Source organism: Pontibacter virosus, assembly GCF_003096355.1.
Taxonomy (GTDB): domain Bacteria; phylum Bacteroidota; class Bacteroidia; order Cytophagales; family Hymenobacteraceae; genus Pontibacter; species Pontibacter virosus.
In genome coordinates this window covers 36,801-59,013 of record NZ_QEKI01000018.1, presented here as the reverse complement: position 1 = coordinate 59,013, position 22,213 = coordinate 36,801, and the positions used below count along the sequence as shown (strand labels likewise).

Below are 22,213 nucleotides of genomic sequence, written 5' to 3'. Positions count from 1 at the left end.
GATCCAAGCTAAGAGAACAGCGGCAAACAAAACCTTCTTTATCACCCTTAGTGCAGTAAAAATGAAAAACATCTCTACTTTCCTATCCTTTATTACTGTTGTCCTGCTACTCAGCTCTTGTACCAGTCACTCCTTTATGCTGACGGAGCGCGACATTGCCAATGATGGCATTGCTCCAATCCAGAAGTCAGACTTTAGAATGGTGGCCGATAAGCCGGCTGATGCATACGCAGATGCGGATGCTAAGTGGGTTGCTACTTCAAAGCCCCATGTTGCCTCTACTTCCTCGCGTGTGATGCGCCGCACGGATGCTGTGGCACTTTCTGCCGCCACTACACATGAAGGCCACGAGATACTGAAGCGTGAAGTTGAGAAGGCTATGAAAAAAGAAAAGGCAGCCGCTGCTCCGATCAAAAAGGGAGCGAAAACGAAAAAACAGCAGGACGCAAGCGACAAAATTTTATTGTAGCCTTACTACCTACAAGCATTTTCTTCGCTGCGGTACTTCGTGAACCGCCTGTTTTATTTAGTGTATAAAAAGCCAAAGGTCCCCGTCTGCTTCTTTTTATGAAGGGAACGGAGACCTTTGGCTTTTCTATAGATGCAATATTCGGCACAACAGTACCGAGGCGGGTCACTAAATATCAATGCAACATTCTTCCAGGCAATCAATCACATCGATCAGCTTTGGAATAGCAAGTGAGTAGTAAATTTTGGTGCCCACCTTAAAAGAAGAGAGCACTCCTTTATCCTTCAGCGTAATCAAATGCTGGGAAGCAATAGCCTGTGGCAGGTCCAGATACTTATAAATTTCCGTAACAGTCATTTTATCTTCCTTGCCGAGCAAGTCCACTATCGCCAGTCTCTTCGGGTGCGCCAACACTTTCAGCATGGCTGCCGCCTTATCTATTTTCTTAGATTCAATTCTAGATAACAAACTTTTCATAATTAATAATTATACCTAACAGTTTCTACATACATTTAAACAATACAATTCATATTAAGATATATACGACAACAACGACATTTGGCTGATGTAGCTTCAAAGGAATTTTAAAATTTTCTTCTGAAGGCTCCCATAACACAACACACTCCTTGTCAGACACATCCTGAATGCTGAATTGAGTAGATGTACGTATAAAAATTAAAATTGGATATATGAAATACTTAATGTTGATAGATTACTATATGGCCCTCCCCTTATTGACTCCCTCCGTGAATTGTCCAACACGCGAAACCATTGCCTAAAAATCCGGTGTCATAACGCGTATTCCCTGTACAGTGCAATCCATACTGTTGAGCGGCCTGGATTCTCGCAGCCCTGTTAGCTCCGGGGTATTTTTGTACCTTTGGGGTCTGTAAACCCTTAACTGTAAACAAACCCATGAAAGAGCTTCTCGAAAAATTTGAGAATAAACGCCCTGAAATAGTATTTGAGTGGAAAGACGCTGAAACCGAAGCCGAAGGCTGGGTGGTGATCAACTCGCTGCGCGGCGGCGCAGCTGGTGGTGGCACCCGTATGCGCAAAGGTTTGGACAAACGCGAGGTAGAGTCATTGGCTAAAACGATGGAAGTGAAGTTTACTGTATCTGGCCCAGCCATCGGCGGAGCCAAGTCAGGTATAAACTTCGATCCGGCCGACCCTCGCAAGCGCGGTGTGCTGGAGCGCTGGTACAAGGCCGTTATTCCGCTACTAAAGAGCTACTACGGCACTGGCGGCGACCTCAATGTGGACGAGATACACGAAGTGATACCGATTACAGAAGACTATGGCTTGTGGCACCCGCAGGAAGGCGTTGTTAGCGGCCACTTCAATGCCACCGAACCCCAAAAGATAAATAAGATAGGTCAGTTGCGCCAAGGCGTGATCAAAGTGATTGAAGACCCAGCCTATACCCCGGCTGCAGCTCGCAAGTATACCGTGGCCGATATGATTACCGGCTATGGCGTGGCCGAGGCTGTTTGCCACTACTATACCATCTGGGGCGGCTCGTATGAGGGCAAGCGCGCCATTATACAAGGCTGGGGAAATGTTGGCGCCGCCGCTGCCTTTTACCTGGCTGGCAAGGGCGTTAAGATTGTAGGCATCATCGATCGCACAGGTGGCTTGATCAAAGAAGAAGGCTTCTCTTTTGAAGAGATCAGGGAGCTTTTCCTGGGCCGTCAGGGCAACACGCTTTATGCTGACAACCTGATCCCGTTCGAAGAGATGAACAACCGCATCTGGTCACTCCCAGCCGAAATATTTATACCTGCCGCCGCATCGCGCCTGGTAACACGCGGACAACTCGAGCAAATGATCACCAGCGGCCTGGAGGTTATATCCAGCGGGGCCAATGTGCCATTCCAGGATCCGGAGATCTTTTTTGGTCCTACCGGCGAGTTTGCCGACCAAAACATATCCGTTATACCTGACTTTGTCGCCAACTGCGGCATGGCACGCGTGTTTGCTTATCTGATGGAGAACGAGGTGGAGATTACAGACGATGCCATCTTCCACGACATCTCCCGTGTTATCCGTGAGGCATTGGAAAAGACACACACTAAAAATCAGTCAAAAACAGAGATAGCTAAGGCCTCTTTTGAATTGGCTCTTAGCCAACTGCTATAGCCCGACATAAGCGCCTCTGTGGCCCAGGGATAAATAAAAAAGCCGGAGAAACTCCGGCTTTTTTTTCACCCTTATATTTTCAAACTGCAGTGCCTTACTTAACAAGATTGGACCTTACCAAGGAGCCTTACAGTAAATTTTATTTCTATCTTAAAAATATGTGCACGCCACTATTGTAATTTTGTTTTATCTAACGACCAATTGCCGCTCAGGTTATACAATAAACAGCATTTTTTTAACCAACACGTACTTTTGAACTGTAAACGATCATTAACAAAGGATGTAAGCAAAATATAATTTTTACAATACAACCCACGTTACCATCCTCACCCCCTACCTATATCTGCCTGACGTCCTACATTTAACAGGTATAGCTGTGCTAGACCTACCCTTCCCTAGACTAATCAAAATCGAAGTATTCACCTTCTTGCAGCTCCACTTTCTTCTCTTGCTTTGCTGGTTTTTTGCCACGCAGCAGCTCTTTCAACTCCTGGCCTTCCTGCTTCAGGTCGGTTTTGATTTTCTCACGTACCCGCTCGTTGTCATACGCCAGTTTAAAGTCACTCTCCTTGCCGCGCAGAGTCAGGAAAAGCGAGCTGTTTCCCGCGTCTGTGTCCTCGGCCACAACGCCATAAACGCTGTCACGATCAGGTCGGGCACCCTTGGAAAGGGGTAGCTTAATGCGGTAGTCCATGTCCTGGTCGAAGGTATGGGTGCCCGAAATAGATACCGAAGGTATAGCTGATAGATTGGAGCGAATGTCCATCTCCGGGATGAAGATGGTGCGCTGCTGTATCCAGAAATTATTGCTGAGTTCTGCAAATTTCATGTTCGCCAGCTCCGAACGCTTCACGAAAGCCGACATTTTCTGCATCGGGGCGAAGTTGATCAGCTGGCCATCGCGCACCGTAGCGGCAATCTCGGCCTGCATCAGGTCCGTTTTGGTATTGAGCTGGCTATCGAAGTATACGTCCGATACAATATTGGCTGTAAGTCTGCCCCGCAATTGCTTATCAGAGATAAAGCTCTGTCCGAAGTTCTCAAACACATAGAACAGACTGTCGACGCTCATGTTGCTTAGCTTGGTGGCCGTGCTCACCTTGATGTGGTCGCGGTTGCGGGCATCCAGGTTACCCCGCACGGCGAAGTTGCCCCCAATGGCGTTGAAAGAGATGTTGGGTGTCGATACGATTTGGTTTCTCAGCTTCACTTCACCCTTGATGTGTTCTGCTCTGAAACGCCTGAACCTGGCTTGCCGGATGGTGGCGACCAGATCAAAGGCAATATCGGGTGAGATGTTAAACTTGTAGGAAGCACTGCCAGTCTGCCTGGCATCGGCCGGGGTGTTCAGCTCTTCGCTCAGCAGCTGGTTAAAGTTAAGGTATTGGCTACTGAAGTCGGCCTCTACGAGCAGGCGCTGCTTATCCAGTAGCAGCCAGGCCATGACGTTGCGAAACATCCCATTCAGCACAAAGTCTGAGTCGCCCAACTGGCCCTTGAAATCCGACACGGCCACATCATTCTTTTTGAAAATGAAGTTGCCATTCAAACCTTTCAGCGGCATCGGCATTTCTTTGAGGTTCAGCATTACGTTATGCAGCGTAATATCGCCGCTGGTATTGAGCGTGCTGTTGCCCGGCTTAGCCTTGAACTCTTTTAGGTTGCCTGCAAAGGCGATGTGCACATCTGCCAGGCCTCCTCCGCTTTTTACTTCGTCGAGCTGCAGCAGGCTAACCACATAGCTCACATCCAGCATACCTTTGGCACTAAAGGCCAGGTAGGGGTTTTCAAAATTACGGTAAGTCAGGCTTCCCTCAAAAGGGCGCTTGTTCAGAACACCTCTCAGGTTCTTTAGCTCCAACAGCGAGGTTGCAGCGCTCTTGCTGCTGCCATTTGTGAAGTATCCGTCCAAATGCAGGCCCGCAATCTTCTGCTTTATGTCAGGGTGAAAGAAGGAAGCATCCCGGGCGCCAAACTCAAAAGCAACTTCTGGATTATGCTTGCCGGACGCCTTGCCTTTTACAGTACCTTTAAAGAAAACGTCTCCTTCGCTGCGATACTGGCTATACTCACGCGTAATATGTTGGGGCAGTAATGAGAGCAGCGACTGTATGTTGGTTTCTTTACCTTGCAACTGCAAGTCAAGCTCTGTTGTGCCGCCGTAAGCGATCTTTCCCCCAACTTCATAGGCAGCACCTTCTACCTGCACAACCGAAGGCTGCAAAGCAATGGTTCGCGCTGCCCGGTCTATGGTTAGGGCTGTATGCAGCGCAACAGACTTCTCCCTGAAGTACTCGCTCTCACCTATCCGGATAGTGCCCACTTTGGCGACTCCCTTCGTTTCGAGGGCTATGTTATCGTTTGTGATCGCCATGGCGGCTACCAGTTGCTGCGCGTCGGCTTCGATGTAGTGGTTTAGCTGCTGGTCGGTGTAGCGTATAACGACTTGGCTCAGGTTGATCTTCTCCAGATTGAAGGCAAAATCCCCGGAAGAGTTACTTGAATCAGTTGCAATGACATGGTAGTTGACCTGTCCGTTCTTGAGCACACGCACATGTATGGAGCCGTTCTCCAGGTATAGCTGCTTTACATCATACCTACCCCGGATGATATCGAAAACGCTGAACGTAAAATACAGCTTCTCGGCCCGTGCCAGCGAGGAGTCACTCTCTGCTATACCTTCGCGTACGTTTACATGCTCCAGCGCCACGGCCACCTGCGGAAATTTTTCGAAGAGAGAAAGTGAAATTTTGCCGACGTCTACCTTCGTCGTGATGTGTTTGTTGGCTTCGGCTACAAAAAGGCCGATTATTTTATCTTGATACGCATACACCAGACCTACCGAAATGCCAGTAATCGCCACTGCTGCCAGGGCGACATAAAATAGCACTTTTTTCACAACACGATTTCGTCCCAAGAGAAAGTTCAGATTTTAAGCATCTTACAAAAGCTAAAGGTACTGCAGTATTCACACGTGCACAAGAGGCGTTATGGCTCGAAAAAAATTTTTAAGATTTTTTTATCAGATGTTTTGCAGTTCCAAAAAAACACCCCATATTTGCATCATCAAACGGGGACAACAGGTCTCTAAAACGAAAAAACGGGGTGTTAGCTCAGCTGGTTCAGAGCACCTGCCTTACAAGCAGGGGGTCACTGGTTCGAATCCAGTACGCCCCACAAAAGGACAACTACAAAGTTGTCCTTTTTTTATGTCTATACTTTTCTGAATTTGTGTGTTTCAGTAGCCTGACTCCGCTATCAGTCTCTTGAATAACGACCTGATACCGAATATAATATACATTTACTGAGAAGGTTCTAAAACTCGTACCCTGCATTCGAACAGGCTATCCAACAGAGAACAAGGTATGCCAAGCCTGAATTATGAATAGATTCTTTAGAAGTCATATTCCCCAACTGACTACTCTTTCATATTCGAAGCTTTCTTTCTGGCAGTCATACTTAAAGTGAATTTGCACCCCACTACCAAGCGACAGATGCAGGTTCCCATTCCATTTTCTTAGTCCGCTATAGGGTATAAAACTGACTACCATTCTTCCTCCTTCAACTTTCATTGGGAACAACTTTGTATGAATCAGGCTGTTATTATTGGCCTTGTATACCTGCTTTATGTTTTCTCGTGTCAGAACAGTAATCTGGTATCCATTTACCATATTTGGTATACCATTTACAAAATCAGGTATCTCCAAATAGATTGTATTACCTTCATGATTTCTGTTGCCAGCATACAGGGAATCTAATTGAAGGGTGTACTGATTCAGGGCTTCTGAATAAATTTCATTGCCCTCGTTCGCTTGGGCAGACGATACCAAGGTTGATACAACAAACAGGTATACAAGGAGAATACTTTTCATTCTTTGGCATTACTTACGACAGAAACCTTTCAGGATAACTAAATAGCAGAATGAAACGCCTCTGTTCTCTCGAAGGCTTTCTTCATTTTAAATGTTAAGCTATGGACGCAGCTATGCAGGCAGAATAGAGGTGAGCTTACAGATTCTACTTACCTATAACTGACTTTATACCTGCAGAGGGGCAATCTTAGAGATACTATCTAGCAATATCAGACTTTATACCTGACTTGGAAAGGAAACGATCGTGTAGCGCCAATACTTGGGGTATGATCAGTTGCTGATCATCGTTATAGACAACATGCTGTGCCCGGGCTATCTTCTCATCTTCGCTCAGCTGTTTACTGATAATCGTTTTTATATCGGCTTCCGTGCGGTGTGGATCGCGTTTGAGCAGACGTTTGAGGCGCACATCCAATGGGGCGGTCACGACAATGATCTCGTCCATCTGACGCCACGATCCAGACTCAAACATCAGAGCAGCTTCCTTGATCAGATAAGGGGCGCTTGCATTGGCCTCAGCCCAACGCTCAAAGTCTAGTCCTACGTGCGGATGTACCAGGGCATTTAGCTTCTCAAGCCGTTCTTGGTTGTTGAAGACAACCGATGCCAGGTAAGCACGGTTCAACTGCCCCTCTAAGGTATAGGTTTCCTGCCCAAAGGCTGCCTGCAATTCCTGCTTCAATGCAGTATCATGTTGCATCACCCATTTGGCGCGGGTATCAGCATCATACACAGGTATACCCAGCACTTGGAAAACGCGGCACACAATGGTTTTGCCTACGCCTATTCCACCGGTTATACCTATTCTGAGCATTCCGTTATTTTTTTAAGACAGCTTTGATGCGCTCGGGCCAAAGCGTGATGTTACGGGCGCCGGCAGGCTTCTGTACAAGTTCAGGAATCACAGTGGAATCGGAGCGACTATACCTGGAGAAGTCTACAATGGCCTTGAATGCTTCGGAATTAATAACGGCTGATGAATCTTCGAGGGCGAGGTAGCGTATCAGCACTACCTGCGGTCGCAGGGCTACCTCGGTATTTAACGGCACATTCACCATTTCTGGCACAACCTGGTGCTCACGCTGTTGTAATGGCCTTATCCTTGCCGAAACAGTGGCTTCTGTTATATCTGCCTTCACCAGCGACTTATTATCATACTCGATTGGCACCACGATCTTCGCAGACTCGGTCAGGTTGGTGATCGGCAGTCGCAGTATAAAAGGGCTGGGCAAACTATCGACCATAGAGGATGGCCCACGAAAGGTAATGGTATCCGGATCAATGCGAACAGGGCGCAGCATGGCGTGTCGTTCGCCTGTTACTTTTTGGGTAGGGTCGAGCTGCAGTGCGATGCGGCGCGTCACCGTCTCATTGAAGTTAAAGAAAAGGGTATCGGTTACAACAAAGTTGAGCTGCAGACCGTCCATGGCATTCACCAGGGCGGGTCTTAGGGCAGAGCCAAGCAGATAATTGTTGCGTGGGAGGCTACGGATGTAGACCTCTGCGGGCTGTACTTCTACCCTAAGTGCTTTACGGAGGAGTTTCCATCCCCGGCCGGTAACATTTACCGCTACCTCTTCAGGCAGCGGGCTGATTGGAACCAGGCGCTGGTCGTTGTACACAAAGCGCACCGGATAGGTGGTCTGGGTAGAGTAGCTTTTGTTAAGGGCGTTGAGCAGCCAGAAAGTAGAGGCTGCCACAAAACAGAGCACTACAATACGCCAGTAGTGCTCTGTTTGGGGCTTAAATGGCCTTACAAACCATAGAATGATATTTCGGGCTTTCTCAAACGACAAGGTGTCTTATCCTTATTTCACTTTGGCAGTGGCTTCCAGCGAGATAGCAGATTTTTCAAACACAAGGCGTACACCTTTGTCTACTTCTATCTCTACGGTGTCATCGTTTACGGCTGTTAAACGACCATGCAGTCCGCCTATTGTCACGACCTGCATACCTTTGGTCAGCTCTTCACGAAATTTTTTCTGGTCCTTCGCTTTTTTCTGCTGCGGACGGATCATGAAAAAATAGAAAACAAGGATAATAGCGCCGAACATCAGCAACTGAGGCAGCATGCCTCCGTCTGGAGCGGCTTGTAGGAATATCGTTTGCATAAAACAGGTTGTGCTCGTTCAGAGCGGGTTTATTAATTAAGTCTTACAGGACCGTCTGCGCCGGCAGTTGGCATGCTGGATGAAGTCACATTGCCTTTCATGAACACACGAACGATGTTAGGCTCTGTATTGGCACGAACCGTTACAGTCGGAGACTGCTGGCCTGGCTTGTTGCGGCTATCGAAACGTACCTTCACTTCACCTTCTTCGCCTGGGGCAACAGGAGTTTTCGTCCAATCAGGAGCGGTGCAACCACAAGAAGCAGACGCACTCTCGATTACCAACGGCGACTTGCCTGTGTTCGTGAACTTGAAGGTATGCTCCACCACTTCACCTTCTTTAATCGTACCGAAATCATACTCGGTTGAGGCGAAACTCATCACAGCCATGTTTTCTGTGCTGGCTGTCTGGCTGGTTGGCACCACGTTCGGGTTGTCAACCACCTGTGGCTGTTCTACAGATGAAGTTGCTTCGGCAGTAGTTGCCTCCGATTCTGTGGTGTTGTTCTGATCGCAGCTGGTCACTGTCATGGCAGTGCCAAGCGCTAGGGCTAATAAGAAGTTCTTTTTCATATCAGTTAAACAGCTTTTTGCTTGATTATAGTTTCGAAATGATGTGTTGTGCAAACTCCATGGTGCCAGCTTTGCCACCGAGGTCACCTGTGCACTGCTCTCTGTTGGCAAGCGTTGCGTCCAAAGCGGTCTCAATGCGGTTCGCCTCATCTTTCAGATCAATGTGGTGCAGCATCATGATGGCCGAGCGCAGCAGCGCGGTTGGGTTTGCCTTTCCCTGGCCCGCAATATCAGGTGCAGAGCCGTGTACGGCTTCGAAAATAGCCATGTCGTTGCCGATGTTAGCACCGGACACCACGCCCAGGCCGCCTACCAGACCCGCGCACAGGTCAGACAGGATATCACCGAACAGGTTGGTGGTCACGATCACGTCGAACTGCTCTGGCTTGATCACCAGCTGCATGCACATGTTGTCGATGATCTTGTCATCGTACTGGATGTGTGGATACTCTTTCGCTATTTCGCTGGCTTCGCTCAGGAACAGGGCGCCGGCGCTTTTAAGGATGTTGGCTTTGTGCACCGCCGTTACCTTCTTGCAGTTGTGCTTGTTGGCATACTCAAACGCGGCACGGATGATCTTGCGGCAGCCAACTCGCGTCAGGCGGGCGACAGAATCAGAGATCTGAAGGCGCTCATCGAACATCTCCAGTCCTGAGTACAGGCCTTCGGTGTTCTCGCGGAACAGCACCAGGTTTACATTATCGAAGCGGGTATTTACGCCAGGCGTGGTTTTGGCAGGACGCACATTCGAGTACAGATCGAACATCTGGCGCAGCTGCACATTGATGCTTTTGAAGCCTTTGCCTACCGGCGTTGTGATTGGGCCTTTCAGGGCCACTTTGTTCTTCTTAAGCGAGGCAATCAGTGTAGAAGGTATCAGTTCACCAATCGAATCGAAAGTGGTCTGTCCTGCATTTTCCTCTTCCCAGGTTACAGGCACTTTGGCAGCGCTGAAAACGGCTTTAACGGCTTCTGTAATCTCTGGTCCTATCCCGTCGCCGGGAATCAGTGTAATCTCTCTCATGTTTATATTTCTTTCCTGCTGTTTATCTCGTTGATAAGTGAATCGACATCGCCCAAAAGTTTCTCGGCTTTGTCTTTTGCGTCCTGTATCACACGCTGTCCCTCAGACTTTGCGCTTGAAGTTACGCGGTTACGATCTTCCACTAATTCCTCCAGCAGGTCTGAGAGGGTGTCGCGGTACTTTTCAAGGCGGTAGCTTAGCCAGCTGCGTGTTTCTCTGCCCTTCTCTGGTGCGAACAGGATGCCAGCTACGGCTCCAACTGCGGCACCTGACACGAAAAACAGTATATTGCTCGTCGTCTTACTCATAAGATTATCTCTATACTTATATATTAGGTATGTCTTTCCCCTTATTACGGCATATCGGGGCTCAAAGACGTACTATACCTTATTTGTTGTCAATCAGACCACGGCCCGACTTGCGTATGTCGCCACTGGTGGTCAGCTCTTGTGCCATCTTGTCCAGCACACCGTTCACAAACTGCTTGCTCTTAGGCGTGCTGTACAGCTTCGAAATCTCAATGTATTCGTTGATGGTCACCTTTACGGGTATGCTTCGGAAGATGTGCATTTCGCAAAGCGCCAACTTCAGGATGATCTTGTCAAGCAGGGCCACACGCTCCACATCCCAGTTCTTCACGCTTGCGGCAATCATGGCCTCGTACTTTTCATCATCCTGCAGGGTCTGGTGATAGAGCTCCTCAAAGAAGACTTTGTCGTCTTCCCAGTTAGCCGAAAGATCCAACAATACGGGCTCTTCTTCGGTCTCTTCGCCAAACATCTTGACAGTCTTGTTAACCAGGCTTTTTACGATGGATTTGTTCTCCACCCAGTTCAAATCCTGCTCTTCAAACAAAGATTGTAAGTTTTTTTCTTTAAAAATAATGTTTTTGAAAATATGTTTCACCACCTCCAGGTCCTCCTCAAGCGTAGGCTCAGGCAGCGCCAGGTAGTTCAGAAACACTTCATCCTGCTTCAGGATATTCTTATAAACGAGGCGAATCTCACTGATGTCGGAGCCCCAACTGATGTTGCGACGAATGATGTGCTGCTGGTACGATTTGTTGGTGAGGATGCGCTGCGCCACCCGGTTGTTCAGAAAGCGCTTCACATCGGGCCCAGTGGCGGCCGTAAAACGTTTCTCCTTTTTCTCCTCCTCATCTTTTACCAGCTCGTTGATCAGCTCGAGAATCTGCAGGGTGCCCAGGTAATGGTCATAGATGCGCTCCACGGCGCTCATCATCTGGCTGCTGTATTGCTTGTAGTCTTTTTTGGTGAGATTCTTATAGGCTACTATAGCTCTGTTTACCGCTTCAATTATCTCTTTGTCGGTCTCTTCTGTTTCGAACTGGCCCGTTTCGTGCCATTCCTTAAAGAGCAGCTGCGCAATTTGCTTACGGCCTTCAAGCAGCTTGCGGTCCTGCACTTCCATAGAATTCAGGTCCGGTGCGAAGTCTTCTGCTATCTGGTCGAGTGCCAGCTGGTAATCCGAACCTTCGGCCTGTTTGTAGGCATAAATGGCTTGCATAGCCTTGATTCGAAGTGTTCTGCGGTTGAGCATAATGGTATTTTAAAGAACGTGTTGGTTGATATGTGTTTTTACTATGGTTGGTGCACTGGCACCAAAAGCAGCAGACAGGTATAGCTGCCGCTGGTAAAGGTATACGCAAAGGCGAACCTGCGCGCTAATAAAAATGGACTGTAGTAAAACAAAAGTGCCACAGATTAATGCAGCACTTTTGTTTTGAATATGATCAGGAAGGCAGTGCTTAGTAAGTAGACCTTACTTTGCTGATGCTGTTGATACGCTGCTCTGCCATTTTAGTAGCAGCCAGCTGCGTATAGATGCCTTCTTGCTCGGCCTTGTCGAAAATATCGAGTGTAAAACCGTAGATACGCTCTGTCTGGGCATAGGCGCTTTCGCGGTTATAGCCCTGCAGCTCAGAGTATACGTTGATCAGGCCACCGGCATTGATCAGGAAGTCAGGTGCGTGCAGAATGCCTTTCTCTGTCAAAGCAGGACCATGCACCGTCTCGTCGCGCAGCTGGTTGTTGGCGCAGCCGGCAATCACCTTACTCTTCAGTCGGCCCAGTGTGTTGTCGTTGATCGTGCCACCCAGCGCGCACGGAGAGTAGATGTCCACGTCAAGATCGTAGATCTCGTCCATGCCTACCACCTTGGCGTTGTACTTGGCAGACACCTCACGCAGACGGTCTTCGTAGATGTCGGTAATGAAGATTTGAGCGTTTTCTTTGGCAAGCAGCTCTACCAGGTAGCCACCTACGTGACCAACACCCTGTACAGAAATCTTTTTGCCATTCAGTGAGTCAGAACCAAAAGCTTTTTTGGCAGCGGCTTTCATACCCATGTAGGTACCGTAAGCCGTTACCGGAGATGGGTCACCGCCACCGCCCATCGACTCAGGCAGGCCAGACACGTGCTCTGTTTCCATGCGGATGTACTCCATGTCTTTGGTGGTCATCCCCACGTCTTCAGCTGTGATGTAAGCACCGTTCAGGTTTTTCACGAAACGGCCGAAACGACGAAGCAAAGCCTCGCTTTTGTCTTTTTTGGCATCGCCGATGATCACGGCTTTACCACCACCCAGGTTCAGACCAGAGATAGCGGCCTTGTAAGTCATACCTCTTGAAAGACGCAGTACATCGTCCAACGCCTCAGCCTCAGAAGCATACGACCACATACGTGTACCACCCAGCGCTGGGCCAAGTACAGTATTGTGGATACCGATGATCGCTTTCAGGCCAGTTTCTTTGTCGTGGCAGAAAACTACTTTCTCATGGTTATGCTCTGATATCTGACCGAAGACCGACTTATCTTTCTTCAGCTCAACTTCTTTTAGTTCGACCATTTATGATTTTGATTAAGGGTTATTCTATCTTTGTAGAAGCGAGGCAACAGATACCCCGTTTTTCGTGCTGCAAAATTAATTCTTTTTTTGATTAATTCAATTTGAACCTGATAAGTCTACGTAAAAGCCTCTGAGCTTCATATTCTTGCTGTGAAATCACTCCGTTACCTCAACAAATATTTACTCAAGTATAAATACCGTCTTCTTTGGGGCCTGGTATTCATCATCATATCTAACTTTTTCCAGATTCTGCCTGCCCAGGTGGTGCGCCACGCCTTTAATTTGATCAAGGAGGGCATCAACCTGCACAACCTGTTTGAGGGCATGGCGCAGCAGGAAACGGTATACGAGACCTTTGCCAGCAGTATTCTGGTGTATGGGGTCATCATTCTGGTGATGGCTTTGCTGCGTGGGCTCTTCCTGTTTTTCGTGCGTCAGACAATTATCGTGATGAGTCGCCTGATCGAAAACGACCTCAAGAACGAGATTTACGAGCACTACCAGAGCCTGCCACTCAGCTTCTACCGCAAAAACAACACCGGCGACCTGATGTCGCGCATCTCTGAAGATGTGAGCCGCGTGCGCATGTACCTTGGCCCGGCCATTATGTATGGCCTCAACCTGGTCATCCTCTTCCTGATGGTAATCCCCTATATGCTGTCGGTGAACGTAAAGCTCACGCTCTATACCTTGATTCCGCTGCCGATTTTGGCTATTAGCATCTACTACGTCAACAACATCATTGAGCGCAAGTCTGATGAGATACAGCGCAGCCTCTCCGGCATCACCACTTTTGTACAGGAGGCTTTTTCGGGTATACGGGTGCTCAAATCCTTTGTCCGGGAAGACGATTCGCACAACAACTTCACCAAAGCCAGCAACAACTACAAGGACAAGTCGCTGGAACTGAACTTCGTAAACTCGCTTTTTTTCCCATTGGTGCTGTTTCTGGTGGGTTTGAGCACGATCATAACCATATACATTGGCGGCCAGGAGGTGATGAACGGCAGCATCACGACCGGTAACATTGCTGAGTTCATCATCTACGTGAACATGCTCACCTGGCCCGTTACCTCGCTCGGCTGGACGGCCAGTTTGGTGCAGCGTGCAGCTGCCTCTCAGGCCCGCATTAATGAGTTCCTGAATACTAAGAACGATATCGTGTCGCGCGAGAACATCAGTAAGCCAATTGAGGGTGATATCGTGTTCGAGAACGTGGACTTTGTGTATCCTGACACGAACATCCATGCGCTGAAGAACATTTCGTTCCGCATCAACCACGGCGAGACACTGGCCGTGATTGGTAACACCGGCTCGGGCAAGAGTACTATCGCTACCCTGCTGCCCCGCATGTATGACATCACCAGCGGCCGCATTCTTATCGACGGTGTGGATGTGCGTGATTATAACCTGGAGAGTCTCCGCAGCCAGATTGGCTATGTACCGCAGGACGTGTTCCTCTTCTCCGACACCATCCGCAACAACATCGGTTTCGGTTTGCCAAGCATCACGGAGGAGCAAATGGTGCAGTCCGCCAAAGATGCCGACGTATACGAGAACATCATGCGCTTCCCCGAGCAGTTCGACACCAAATTAGGCGAGCGCGGCATCACCCTCTCCGGCGGCCAGAAGCAGCGGGTTTCCATTGCCAGAGCGCTGGTGCGTGAGCCAAGCATCCTCATCCTCGACGACTCGCTTTCGGCCGTGGACACGAAAACGGAAAACGCCATCCTCAACAGCCTGCGCCGCATCATGGCGAACCGCACCTCCATCATTATTTCACACAGGGTGTCTTCTGTTAAGTTGGCAGATAAGATTCTGGTACTTGATGACGGGGAGATTGTGCAGCACGGCACGCATGAAGAGTTGATACAGCAACAGGGCTTGTATAAAGTGCTTTACGAGCGCCAACTGCAGGCCGAGGACTCACAATAGCCACAAACACCCTGTCTGGTTACCTCCTGAAAGTCAACTATTTAACAACACGCCATTAGAGGCTTGGGAATTTTTTGATACAGAAACTGTTATAGGTACGTATAGCAAGTTTATATGACCTCCTAAATCTCTATCTATGGCTATTGACATACAGCAAATCGGCAAAAGATTCCGTTTTTATACCAGCATTAAAGAGTTGGAAATGCCACAGCTCCTCGAGATGACAGGCAGCGACGAATCGGTGCTTTCGAACATACTATCAGGTAAAAACTACCTTCTTGATGAATTAGTAGCCATCGTGAAGAATTTCCCTGACCTGAACACACAGTGGCTTATTTATGGCGAGGGCAGTATGTTCAAACCCATGGATGAGAATGGCACCTGCAAAGACAATCACAAAGGGTGCCTCAAAAAAGACAAAGCCGCCTACCTGAAGCAAATGCAGAACATGCTCATTGAGCTCGACGCCGCCGAAGTTGCCAAAGGCCACCACGCCGATGTGGACGCGCTAAAGGCGAAACTAGATGAATATAAGGCCAGTCACCCGCAGGGTTAGGCTCCTGCATCTCCGGGCCACCCATCGCCCAAGCCCACTATCTTACTTAACGAAGTCTTACGCCCGAACAGGCCAGGTATAACGATGCCCCAAATTAAGCGGCTTGCTTAGGTTGGGGCATTTCTATTTCGAAAGTTCAGGCCGTCTACTTAACCCGTATACCTTCCAGAATCAGGTTCACGGTAAACAGCACTTCGCTTTCTATTTTCTCGAAATCGATGGAAGGCAGGTTGTGGAACTGGGCGCGCTGGAACTCTTCGAACTGAATCAGGTCTTTGACCACCATAATAGAATAGCCCACCCGCTCAGCTTCGCAATTGATGAAGGTGCCGTTGGCTATACCTTCTTTGATAACAGAGGCATAGAAATTCGTCTCCTTGGCGCGCGATTCCTTGAACAGCTCCTGAAACATAATGCGCGTCTCGATGAGCACCTGGATGGAAATGGTGTGCTGCGTTACGATTTCCTGATAATACCGAAGTGAGGAGCGGATGTAACGCAACAGGCGTTCGCGTGGGTCTTTTTCCTGTTCGGCTATTTTCTTGATCCGGTACAGGCTGTCTTTCCACTCTTGTGAAAAAGCCTCGATAAAGAGGACCTCTTTACTTTTGTAATAGTAGTAGAGCGTCGGCTTTTTGAGGCCAATAGCATGGGCTATGTCGTCCAGCGTAGCTTTGCTGTAACCCAGTTTACCGAACACCGACTTGGCTGCCTCCAGTATCAGCTCTTTTTTTGCCTCTGCCTTTTTGCCCAATTTGATCTTTTGCTAGCGTTCCACGGGGAAAGGTGTTGCCACTCCCCTTTCATCAAATATAGGGAGATAATCTATACCTGCAAGCTACTCCTTTATCGGAACCTCCACTATACCTTGGTGGTCTTCGGGGAACCACTCTACGTAGAAAGTCTCCAACTCTAGGTTCTTCTCTTTGGCGTAGTCAAAAATGGCCTCGTAGAGTTTGTTGGGTGCCAGCATGTAGTGGGCGTTCACTTCGCCGCGCAGGGCACGCCGGCCACCCGGCACCACCCGCAGCTCATAGTCGGCCGGCAACTGCACCGAGCTATCTGGTATGATCACGCCGATAAAAGCATTTACACTGTCAGCCCGCCCTTCCGGGTTATTGTAGTAGATGTTGCCCAGCATGCCGCCTTCCAGCTCGTTCTTGTCGAGCACCTCTGCAGCCCTGCGGAAGTTGTCGTTGAGAAGATTATCTGTTACAGAACCTTTGAAAGCACGGCCCGCTATGTACAGTTGCTCTGAGTTTACTTCCGATACTTTTGCAGAGCTGAAACCTCCCAGATAGGCATAAAAAGCCGCTACGATGGCCGATAGCACGAGCATCACTAACAAGAATTTCTTGTTCATAAGTCGATCATGTTTTTGTACTGCATGTGGTAGAGTTGGGCATAGTAACCGTCGCGGCGCAGCAATTCCTCGTGGTTACCCATTTCTTTTATCTCGCCCCGGTCCATCACAATGATCTTATCAGCCTTTTGGATGGTGGACAAACGGTGAGCGATGACGATGGACGTACGCCCGTGCATGAGTTGGTCGATGGCGTACTGTATGAGCTCCTCCGTTTCGGAATCGACACTGGAAGTGGCCTCGTCGAGGATAATGATCTCAGGGTTGTAGACCATAGCCCGCACAAAGGAAATGAGCTGGCGCTGGCCTACCGATAACGTGGCTCCGCGCTCCATTACCTGGTAGTGCAACCCGCCCGGCAGGCGTTCGATGAACTTGCGGGCACCCACCAGGTCGGCGGCGTGCCACATTTGCTCTTCGGTAATGGCTTTGTTACCCAAACTGATGTTATCGGCGATGGTGCCCGAGAAAAGGAACACATCCTGCAGCACCACGCCGATGTGATGGCGCAGCACATCCAGGTTATATTCTTTGATGTCGTGTCCGTCGATCAGGATTTGGCCGCTGTTTATTTCGTAGAACCGGTTGAGCAGGTTGATTACCGAGGTTTTGCCCGCACCCGTGGCTCCCACAAACGCCACCGACTCGCCCGCCTTCACATCCAGCGAGATATTGCGCAGCACCCAGTCTTCGTCTTTGTAAGCAAACCACACATCCTTGAACGCCACATTGCCTTTTATCTTCTCCGGTTTATAATTTCCATTATCCGGTATCATCTCTTTGCTGTCGAGGAGGCGCATGAGGCGCTCGGTACTCACTACGCCCAGTTGTAGGGTATTGAAGCGGTCGGCGATCATGCGAATCGGGCGGAAGAACATCTGGATGTAGAGGATAAAAGCCATCAGCGTACCCAGCGACACGTCGTTGTCAATCACGCCATGGGCGCCATACCACACCAGCAAACCCAAACCCGCCGCTCCGATGATCTCAGCCACAGGAAAATAGACCGAGTAGTAAAGCACTGAGCGAACATTGGCGCGGGTGTGTTCCTTGTTGATCTCCTTGAACTTCTCCATCTCGCGCTTCTCATTGTTGAAGATCTGCACAATGCTCATACCTGTGATATGCTCCTGCACAAACGAGTTGAGTCGCGCCACGGCCGTACGCACATCCTGGAAAGTGTCTTTGATCTTTTCTTTGAAAATGTAAGTACTGACGAGCATGATCGGGAAAGTAGACAAACTCACCAGCGCCAGCTCCCAATCGATGTAGAACATGAAGCCGAGGATAAACACCAGCTGCAGGATATCGCCGATCATGGCAGCTAGTCCCTCACTAAACACATCGGAGAGTGTTTCCACATCCGAGACATTGCGGGTCACGAGTGTACCGATGGGCGTGCGGTCGAAGAACTTGAGGCGCAGGTTCAGGATGTGGCGGTAAAGCTGCACCCGGATGTCGCGCACGACGTGCTGCCCGAGCCAACCCGCAAAATAGGTATGGAGGTACTGCACAATGGCGTGCCCCACCAGGAGCACCGCAAGTATCACGAACATCTTGTTCAGCCCCTCCCAGTCGTTCTGCAGAATCTCGTTATCAACGGTATACTGAATCAGGAAAGGGCGCACCGCAGCTAAAATAGCTGAAGCAAACGTCAGGAACACAATGAAGTAGAAGATCCGGATGTAGGGCGTCACAAACGTGAAGAGCCGCCGGATGACGTCTGCATCGAATACCTTGCCTGTATTTTGTGGTTTATCTTCCAAATTTGTTCTTTCAGGTTTTGTTTGTTTTCGGGGTTTGAAGCCCCTATCCCTTTCCTGTTGTCTGAATCAGGATTCTCGCAGATCCTGTATCCAACCACCCCTAGCCCCTCCTTGTCTAAGGCAGGGAATTTTCCTCCACGGCTAGTTCACAGGAATGGCTCAGTAGCTGGTTTAAGTTTGCGCACGATGAACACACCCCTGCCCCTCTCAAGAGGGGAACTAGCTGCTGCCATTTTACAAGTATAGGCATCGTTGCCTCAGTTTTCTGAATAAGAATGTCCTCCCCCAGCCTCCTCCAAAGGGGGACTTCAGGTATTACAAGCTCGGAAGTATAAACCCTGTAGCTGCAATAATTCCTTTGCTTTACCGGGTCCAACCACCCCTACCCCTCCTTATCCAAGAAGGGGAGCTTCTGCTACTGCCAGTTCGAAGCTATAAGCCCTGTAGCACAGTCCACTGGCAGATATAGCAAGACTAACTTGCACTGAAACTACGAAGTTATAGCATTAGCCAGGTGCACCTTTCGGCGCTCCACTGTTTGAGCGTTCAGCGAGTTTGGAGCGTCTTGACTTTTTTGCTTCCTTTTTGTGTCAAGACAAAAAGGAAGTGCCCGCCGCACAGGCGAAGCTATAAAACAGTACTAGTTGCTATACCTGCAAAAAGCATTAGCCACAGTGCAAAGTAGGCTATACCTATACCTATACCTATACCCGGGTCAGCGATCCCACCATACCAGACACTCGCGCCATAAACCAGCCGTAGCTATACCCTTACGGATACTACATGCTAACCGCTTGCAAAGTTAATGGTTTTTGCATCAGGATTTTCGGGATTTATCAGGTATAGCGTTTACCCGTGAGGACACAAAAAAGCCCTCCCCTGAAAACCAAGGAAGGGCTTCGATCAGATTAAGTCTTATACCTATACCTCCGCTTCCGCAGGCACAGTTACTTTCTCGAGCGCCTGCGCGATGTCAGAGATAATATCCTCAGGATGCTCCACACCTACCGAGATGCGGATCATGCCCTCGCCTATACCCATTACGGCACGGTCGGCCAGACAAATATCGGAGTGGGTCATAGAGGCAGGGTGCTCGGCCAGCGATTCGGTGCCACCTAAGCTTACGGCCAGCTTGATCAACTTCAGGTTGTTCAGGAAGGTGAAGGCTTCTTTCTCACCACCTTTGATGTCGAACGAGATCATGGAACCCGCTGCCTTGCACTGCTTGTCGTAAATGGCCTGCTGCTGCGGATTGTCCTGCAGATAGCCGAGGAAGTAAATCTTGTCTACTTTCGGATGCTCTTTCAGGTAAGCGGCTACCACTTCTGCGCCGCGTGCCTGGCACTCCATCCGGATTTTCAGCGTCTCCAGGCTGCGCATCAGCATCCAGCCTGTCCACGGACTCGCCATGGAACCCATGAAGGTACGCATACCTTTCACTTGTTTCATCAGATCAGCCGGGCCAGCGCAGGCGCCTGCGATCAGGTCGGAGTGACCGCCGATGTACTTGGTAGCAGAGTAGAGCACCAAATCAGCGCCGTGCTTGAGCGGGTGTGAGAACACGGGGCCCAGGAAGGTGTTGTCCACGGCTACTACTACTTTTTTGTCGGCAGTTGAGTGCTTTCTGGCCATGGCAGCACATGCTTCAATGTCTACCAGGTGGTTGGTTGGGTTGGCTGGAGTCTCCAGGTATACCATCGCCAATTTATCGGCCATACCGGACTCCTCGAGCATTTGCTCTACTTCCTCTATCGGGGTGTTAGCCCGGAAGCCCATGCTCTTCACGCCGAACTTCGGCAGGATGTTTTTAATGTAGTAGTCAGACCCGCCGTAGATGGGTTCGCTATGCAGAATCAGGTCGCCAGGCTTGAGCAAGGCCAAAAGCGTGGTGCTGATCGCGGCCATACCACTGGCAAACACGGCCGCTTCTTCGGCACCGTCCCAGAAACGCAGGCGGTTCTCGAGTATCTCAAGGTCGGGGTTGTTGAGGCGACTGTAGATCAGGCCGAGCTGCTCTTCGGCGTGCTTCTCACGCAGGCCATACGCTAGTTCAAAAAATGCCTTGCCCTCTTCCGCGTTCTTGAAAACGAAAGTAGAAGTCTGGTAAATCGGCGCCTTGACGGCCATTTCTGACCACTCCGGGTTATACCCGTAGCTCATCATCAAGCTTTCAGGGCGCAGGTGTTTGCCGTTTAGATGGGGACCGTTCTGGTCTTCTGGTAATTGCATGCTATAAAGGGTTTGTTTTGGGTGAAGTCTTGAAAATATGCTCCGGATACAACACCTGGGCTAGGTATAGCCCCTCGGAAGGCGCTGCTCCACTGGCCTTGCTGCGGTCCTGACTGGCGATAATCCGCTCAAAATCGGCCACAGAGAGCTTTCTCCGGCCTACATCCAGCAAGGTGCCTACCACCAATCGCACCATGCCCCGCAAGAAGCGATTTGCCCGGATCGTGAAGACCAGCTCGTCGCCTTGCTGTTGCCACACGGCCTCGTACATGTTGCAGCGGTAGTGTTTGGTGTCGCCTTTGACTTTGCTAAAGGTCGTAAAATCCTCGTAACGAAGCAAAACCGCAGCCGCTTCATTCATTTTCCCTACATCCACGGAACGCGGCAGGTAGGTAGCGTAGTATCTTTTGAAGGGGTCTTTGGCTAAGATGATGTGGTAGTGGTAGGTGCGCTCAAACGCGTCGAAACGGGCATGGGCCTCGTCGGTGACCAGGTATAGGTTCTTCGCTACAATGTCAGCCGGCAAGAGGCGGTTGATGCGATAGACCGCTTGCTCGGGTTCCAGTTCCTGCTCCACATCAAAGTGCACGAACTGCTGACTTGCATGCACGCCCGTGTCGGTACGGCCGCTGCCTGTGGAGTTAATGGGCTGCCGCAGCACTTTGCTCAGGCAATCATCGAGTACCTCCTGCACAGAGAGGGCGTTGGGCTGTACCTGCCAACCATGAAAACGGGTGCCGTCATAGGCTATTTCCAGAAAGTAGCGCATGGGCAAAGATAGCAAAAAAGGCTGCCTGTGTACAGGCAGCCTCCAAACTAGGGTAGTAGTCTTCTTCTTTTTTTCTTTGCTCAGCAAGTGGCTGATAGCAAACAAACAATGCTCTCTATCTTTTGTTTTGGCTTCTGTGCCGTTCTTCCAAGATAACTTTTGCAAGGGCCCGATCACGCGCCTCACGGCTGGTTGGGATATGGCGGCGGTCTTCTACCCTGCCTCGGTGGTCACGGTCATAATCCCGGTCCCGCTCCCATCTGCGGTCGTTCCGGCTATACCTGTCATCGTGGTGCGAGCAACAGCTTTTGCTGGCGTAGCGCTTATCGCGGTGACTCTTGCAGTGCTTGCAGTCATCGTGGCCGCGGTATTTCTTATCTACATATACCACCTTCCCTTTGGAGTGGTGTCTGTCTTTACACTTTCGGTGGTCATGATCTTTCGCTATAGCGGCCTCTCCTCCAACAACCATCAGCATGGTCATCAGCACAATCGTCAATACCTTTTTCATACACTTAAATTTTAGTCCGAAAACA

At 49.6% G+C, this 22,213-nt stretch carries 21 protein-coding genes and 1 tRNA gene; 5 read left to right on the top strand and 17 right to left on the bottom strand.

Going from position 1 to position 22,213, the window contains the following annotated elements; genetic code table 11:
- Window positions 1-61: 61 nt before the first annotated feature.
- Window positions 62-469, top strand: a complete 408-nt coding sequence (locus C8E01_RS19135; RefSeq protein ID WP_133242799.1) for a hypothetical protein — start codon at window positions 62-64, stop codon at window positions 467-469.
- Between the two features lie 168 nt (window positions 470-637).
- On the opposite strand, the gene C8E01_RS19130 is transcribed toward C8E01_RS19135, so the two are convergent.
- Window positions 638-946, bottom strand: coding sequence for an ArsR/SmtB family transcription factor (locus tag C8E01_RS19130; RefSeq protein ID WP_076421268.1), 309 nt, complete (start codon window positions 944-946; stop codon window positions 638-640).
- A gap of 438 nt (window positions 947-1,384) precedes the next feature.
- Between C8E01_RS19130 and C8E01_RS19125 the strand changes: the two genes are divergently transcribed.
- On the top strand, window positions 1,385-2,611 hold the full coding sequence (locus C8E01_RS19125) for a Glu/Leu/Phe/Val dehydrogenase dimerization domain-containing protein (protein WP_116545063.1): 1,227 nt from the start codon (window positions 1,385-1,387) through the stop codon (window positions 2,609-2,611).
- Window positions 2,612-3,011: 400 nt separating this feature from the next.
- On the opposite strand, the gene C8E01_RS19120 is transcribed toward C8E01_RS19125, so the two are convergent.
- Window positions 3,012-5,510, bottom strand: coding sequence for an AsmA-like C-terminal region-containing protein (locus C8E01_RS19120; RefSeq protein ID WP_116545062.1), 2,499 nt, complete (start codon window positions 5,508-5,510; stop codon window positions 3,012-3,014).
- Window positions 5,511-5,713: 203 nt separating this feature from the next.
- On the opposite strand from C8E01_RS19120, the gene C8E01_RS19115 reads away from it, so the two are divergent.
- Window positions 5,714-5,788, top strand: a tRNA-Val gene (locus C8E01_RS19115).
- 224 nt (window positions 5,789-6,012) lie between these two features.
- Here C8E01_RS19115 and C8E01_RS19110 read toward each other — a convergent pair.
- The 9 genes from C8E01_RS19110 to C8E01_RS19070 form a co-directional block, all read right to left on the bottom strand.
- On the bottom strand, window positions 6,013-6,483 hold the full coding sequence (locus C8E01_RS19110) for a hypothetical protein (RefSeq protein WP_133242798.1): 471 nt from the start codon (window positions 6,481-6,483) through the stop codon (window positions 6,013-6,015).
- Window positions 6,484-6,679: 196 nt separating this feature from the next.
- Complete coding sequence (gene coaE, locus C8E01_RS19105) at window positions 6,680-7,297, bottom strand: dephospho-CoA kinase (RefSeq protein ID WP_116545060.1); 618 nt, start codon at window positions 7,295-7,297, stop codon at window positions 6,680-6,682.
- Between the two features lie 4 nt (window positions 7,298-7,301).
- Window positions 7,302-8,279: a YbbR-like domain-containing protein gene (locus C8E01_RS19100; RefSeq protein WP_116545059.1), complete on the bottom strand. Its 978-nt coding sequence runs from the start codon at window positions 8,277-8,279 to the stop codon at window positions 7,302-7,304.
- A gap of 12 nt (window positions 8,280-8,291) precedes the next feature.
- Window positions 8,292-8,594 (bottom strand): preprotein translocase subunit YajC, encoded by a 303-nt coding sequence (gene yajC / locus C8E01_RS19095; RefSeq protein ID WP_007655023.1) that lies wholly within the window; start codon window positions 8,592-8,594, stop codon window positions 8,292-8,294.
- Between the two features lie 32 nt (window positions 8,595-8,626).
- On the bottom strand, window positions 8,627-9,166 hold the full coding sequence (locus C8E01_RS19090; protein ID WP_116545058.1) for a DUF1573 domain-containing protein: 540 nt from the start codon (window positions 9,164-9,166) through the stop codon (window positions 8,627-8,629).
- Window positions 9,167-9,191: 25 nt separating this feature from the next.
- The gene (locus C8E01_RS19085) at window positions 9,192-10,190 is read right to left on the bottom strand and encodes an isocitrate/isopropylmalate dehydrogenase family protein (protein ID WP_116545057.1); all 999 of its coding nucleotides are present in this window, start codon (window positions 10,188-10,190) and stop codon (window positions 9,192-9,194) included.
- Window positions 10,191-10,192: 2 nt separating this feature from the next.
- Window positions 10,193-10,498, bottom strand: coding sequence for a YtxH domain-containing protein (locus tag C8E01_RS19080; RefSeq protein ID WP_116545056.1), 306 nt, complete (start codon window positions 10,496-10,498; stop codon window positions 10,193-10,195).
- Window positions 10,499-10,577: 79 nt separating this feature from the next.
- Window positions 10,578-11,750: a transcription antitermination factor NusB gene (nusB, locus tag C8E01_RS19075; RefSeq protein WP_116545055.1), complete on the bottom strand. Its 1,173-nt coding sequence runs from the start codon at window positions 11,748-11,750 to the stop codon at window positions 10,578-10,580.
- Between the two features lie 208 nt (window positions 11,751-11,958).
- On the bottom strand, window positions 11,959-13,059 hold the full coding sequence (locus C8E01_RS19070; protein ID WP_116545054.1) for a Glu/Leu/Phe/Val family dehydrogenase: 1,101 nt from the start codon (window positions 13,057-13,059) through the stop codon (window positions 11,959-11,961).
- A gap of 150 nt (window positions 13,060-13,209) precedes the next feature.
- Here C8E01_RS19070 and C8E01_RS19065 point away from each other — a divergent pair, with 150 nt between their 5' ends.
- Both C8E01_RS19065 and C8E01_RS19060 read left to right on the top strand, forming a co-directional pair.
- Complete coding sequence (locus C8E01_RS19065) at window positions 13,210-14,994, top strand: ABC transporter ATP-binding protein (protein ID WP_116545053.1); 1,785 nt, start codon at window positions 13,210-13,212, stop codon at window positions 14,992-14,994.
- 136 nt (window positions 14,995-15,130) lie between these two features.
- The gene (locus tag C8E01_RS19060; protein WP_116545052.1) at window positions 15,131-15,550 is read left to right on the top strand and encodes a helix-turn-helix domain-containing protein; all 420 of its coding nucleotides are present in this window, start codon (window positions 15,131-15,133) and stop codon (window positions 15,548-15,550) included.
- A 145-nt stretch (window positions 15,551-15,695) separates the two neighbouring features.
- Here C8E01_RS19060 and C8E01_RS19055 read toward each other — a convergent pair whose 3' ends face one another.
- From C8E01_RS19055 to C8E01_RS21490, 6 genes are all read right to left on the bottom strand, one after another.
- Entirely contained in the window at window positions 15,696-16,304 is a 609-nt protein-coding gene (locus C8E01_RS19055; protein ID WP_116545051.1) for a TetR/AcrR family transcriptional regulator, read from the bottom strand.
- A gap of 84 nt (window positions 16,305-16,388) precedes the next feature.
- On the bottom strand, window positions 16,389-16,913 hold the full coding sequence (locus C8E01_RS19050; protein ID WP_116545050.1) for a GyrI-like domain-containing protein: 525 nt from the start codon (window positions 16,911-16,913) through the stop codon (window positions 16,389-16,391).
- Window positions 16,910-18,679: an ABC transporter ATP-binding protein gene (locus C8E01_RS19045; RefSeq protein ID WP_116545049.1), complete on the bottom strand. Its 1,770-nt coding sequence runs from the start codon at window positions 18,677-18,679 to the stop codon at window positions 16,910-16,912. Before C8E01_RS19045 ends, C8E01_RS19050 begins: the two co-directional genes overlap by 4 nt.
- A 921-nt stretch (window positions 18,680-19,600) precedes the next feature.
- Window positions 19,601-20,908 (bottom strand): cystathionine gamma-synthase family protein, encoded by a 1,308-nt coding sequence (locus C8E01_RS19040; protein WP_116545048.1) that lies wholly within the window; start codon window positions 20,906-20,908, stop codon window positions 19,601-19,603.
- A 1-nt stretch (window position 20,909) separates the two neighbouring features.
- Complete coding sequence (truA, locus tag C8E01_RS19035) at window positions 20,910-21,677, bottom strand: tRNA pseudouridine(38-40) synthase TruA (protein WP_116545047.1); 768 nt, start codon at window positions 21,675-21,677, stop codon at window positions 20,910-20,912.
- A 115-nt stretch (window positions 21,678-21,792) separates the two neighbouring features.
- Window positions 21,793-22,188: a hypothetical protein gene (locus tag C8E01_RS21490; RefSeq protein ID WP_133242797.1), complete on the bottom strand. Its 396-nt coding sequence runs from the start codon at window positions 22,186-22,188 to the stop codon at window positions 21,793-21,795.
- Window positions 22,189-22,213 lie beyond the last annotated feature (25 nt).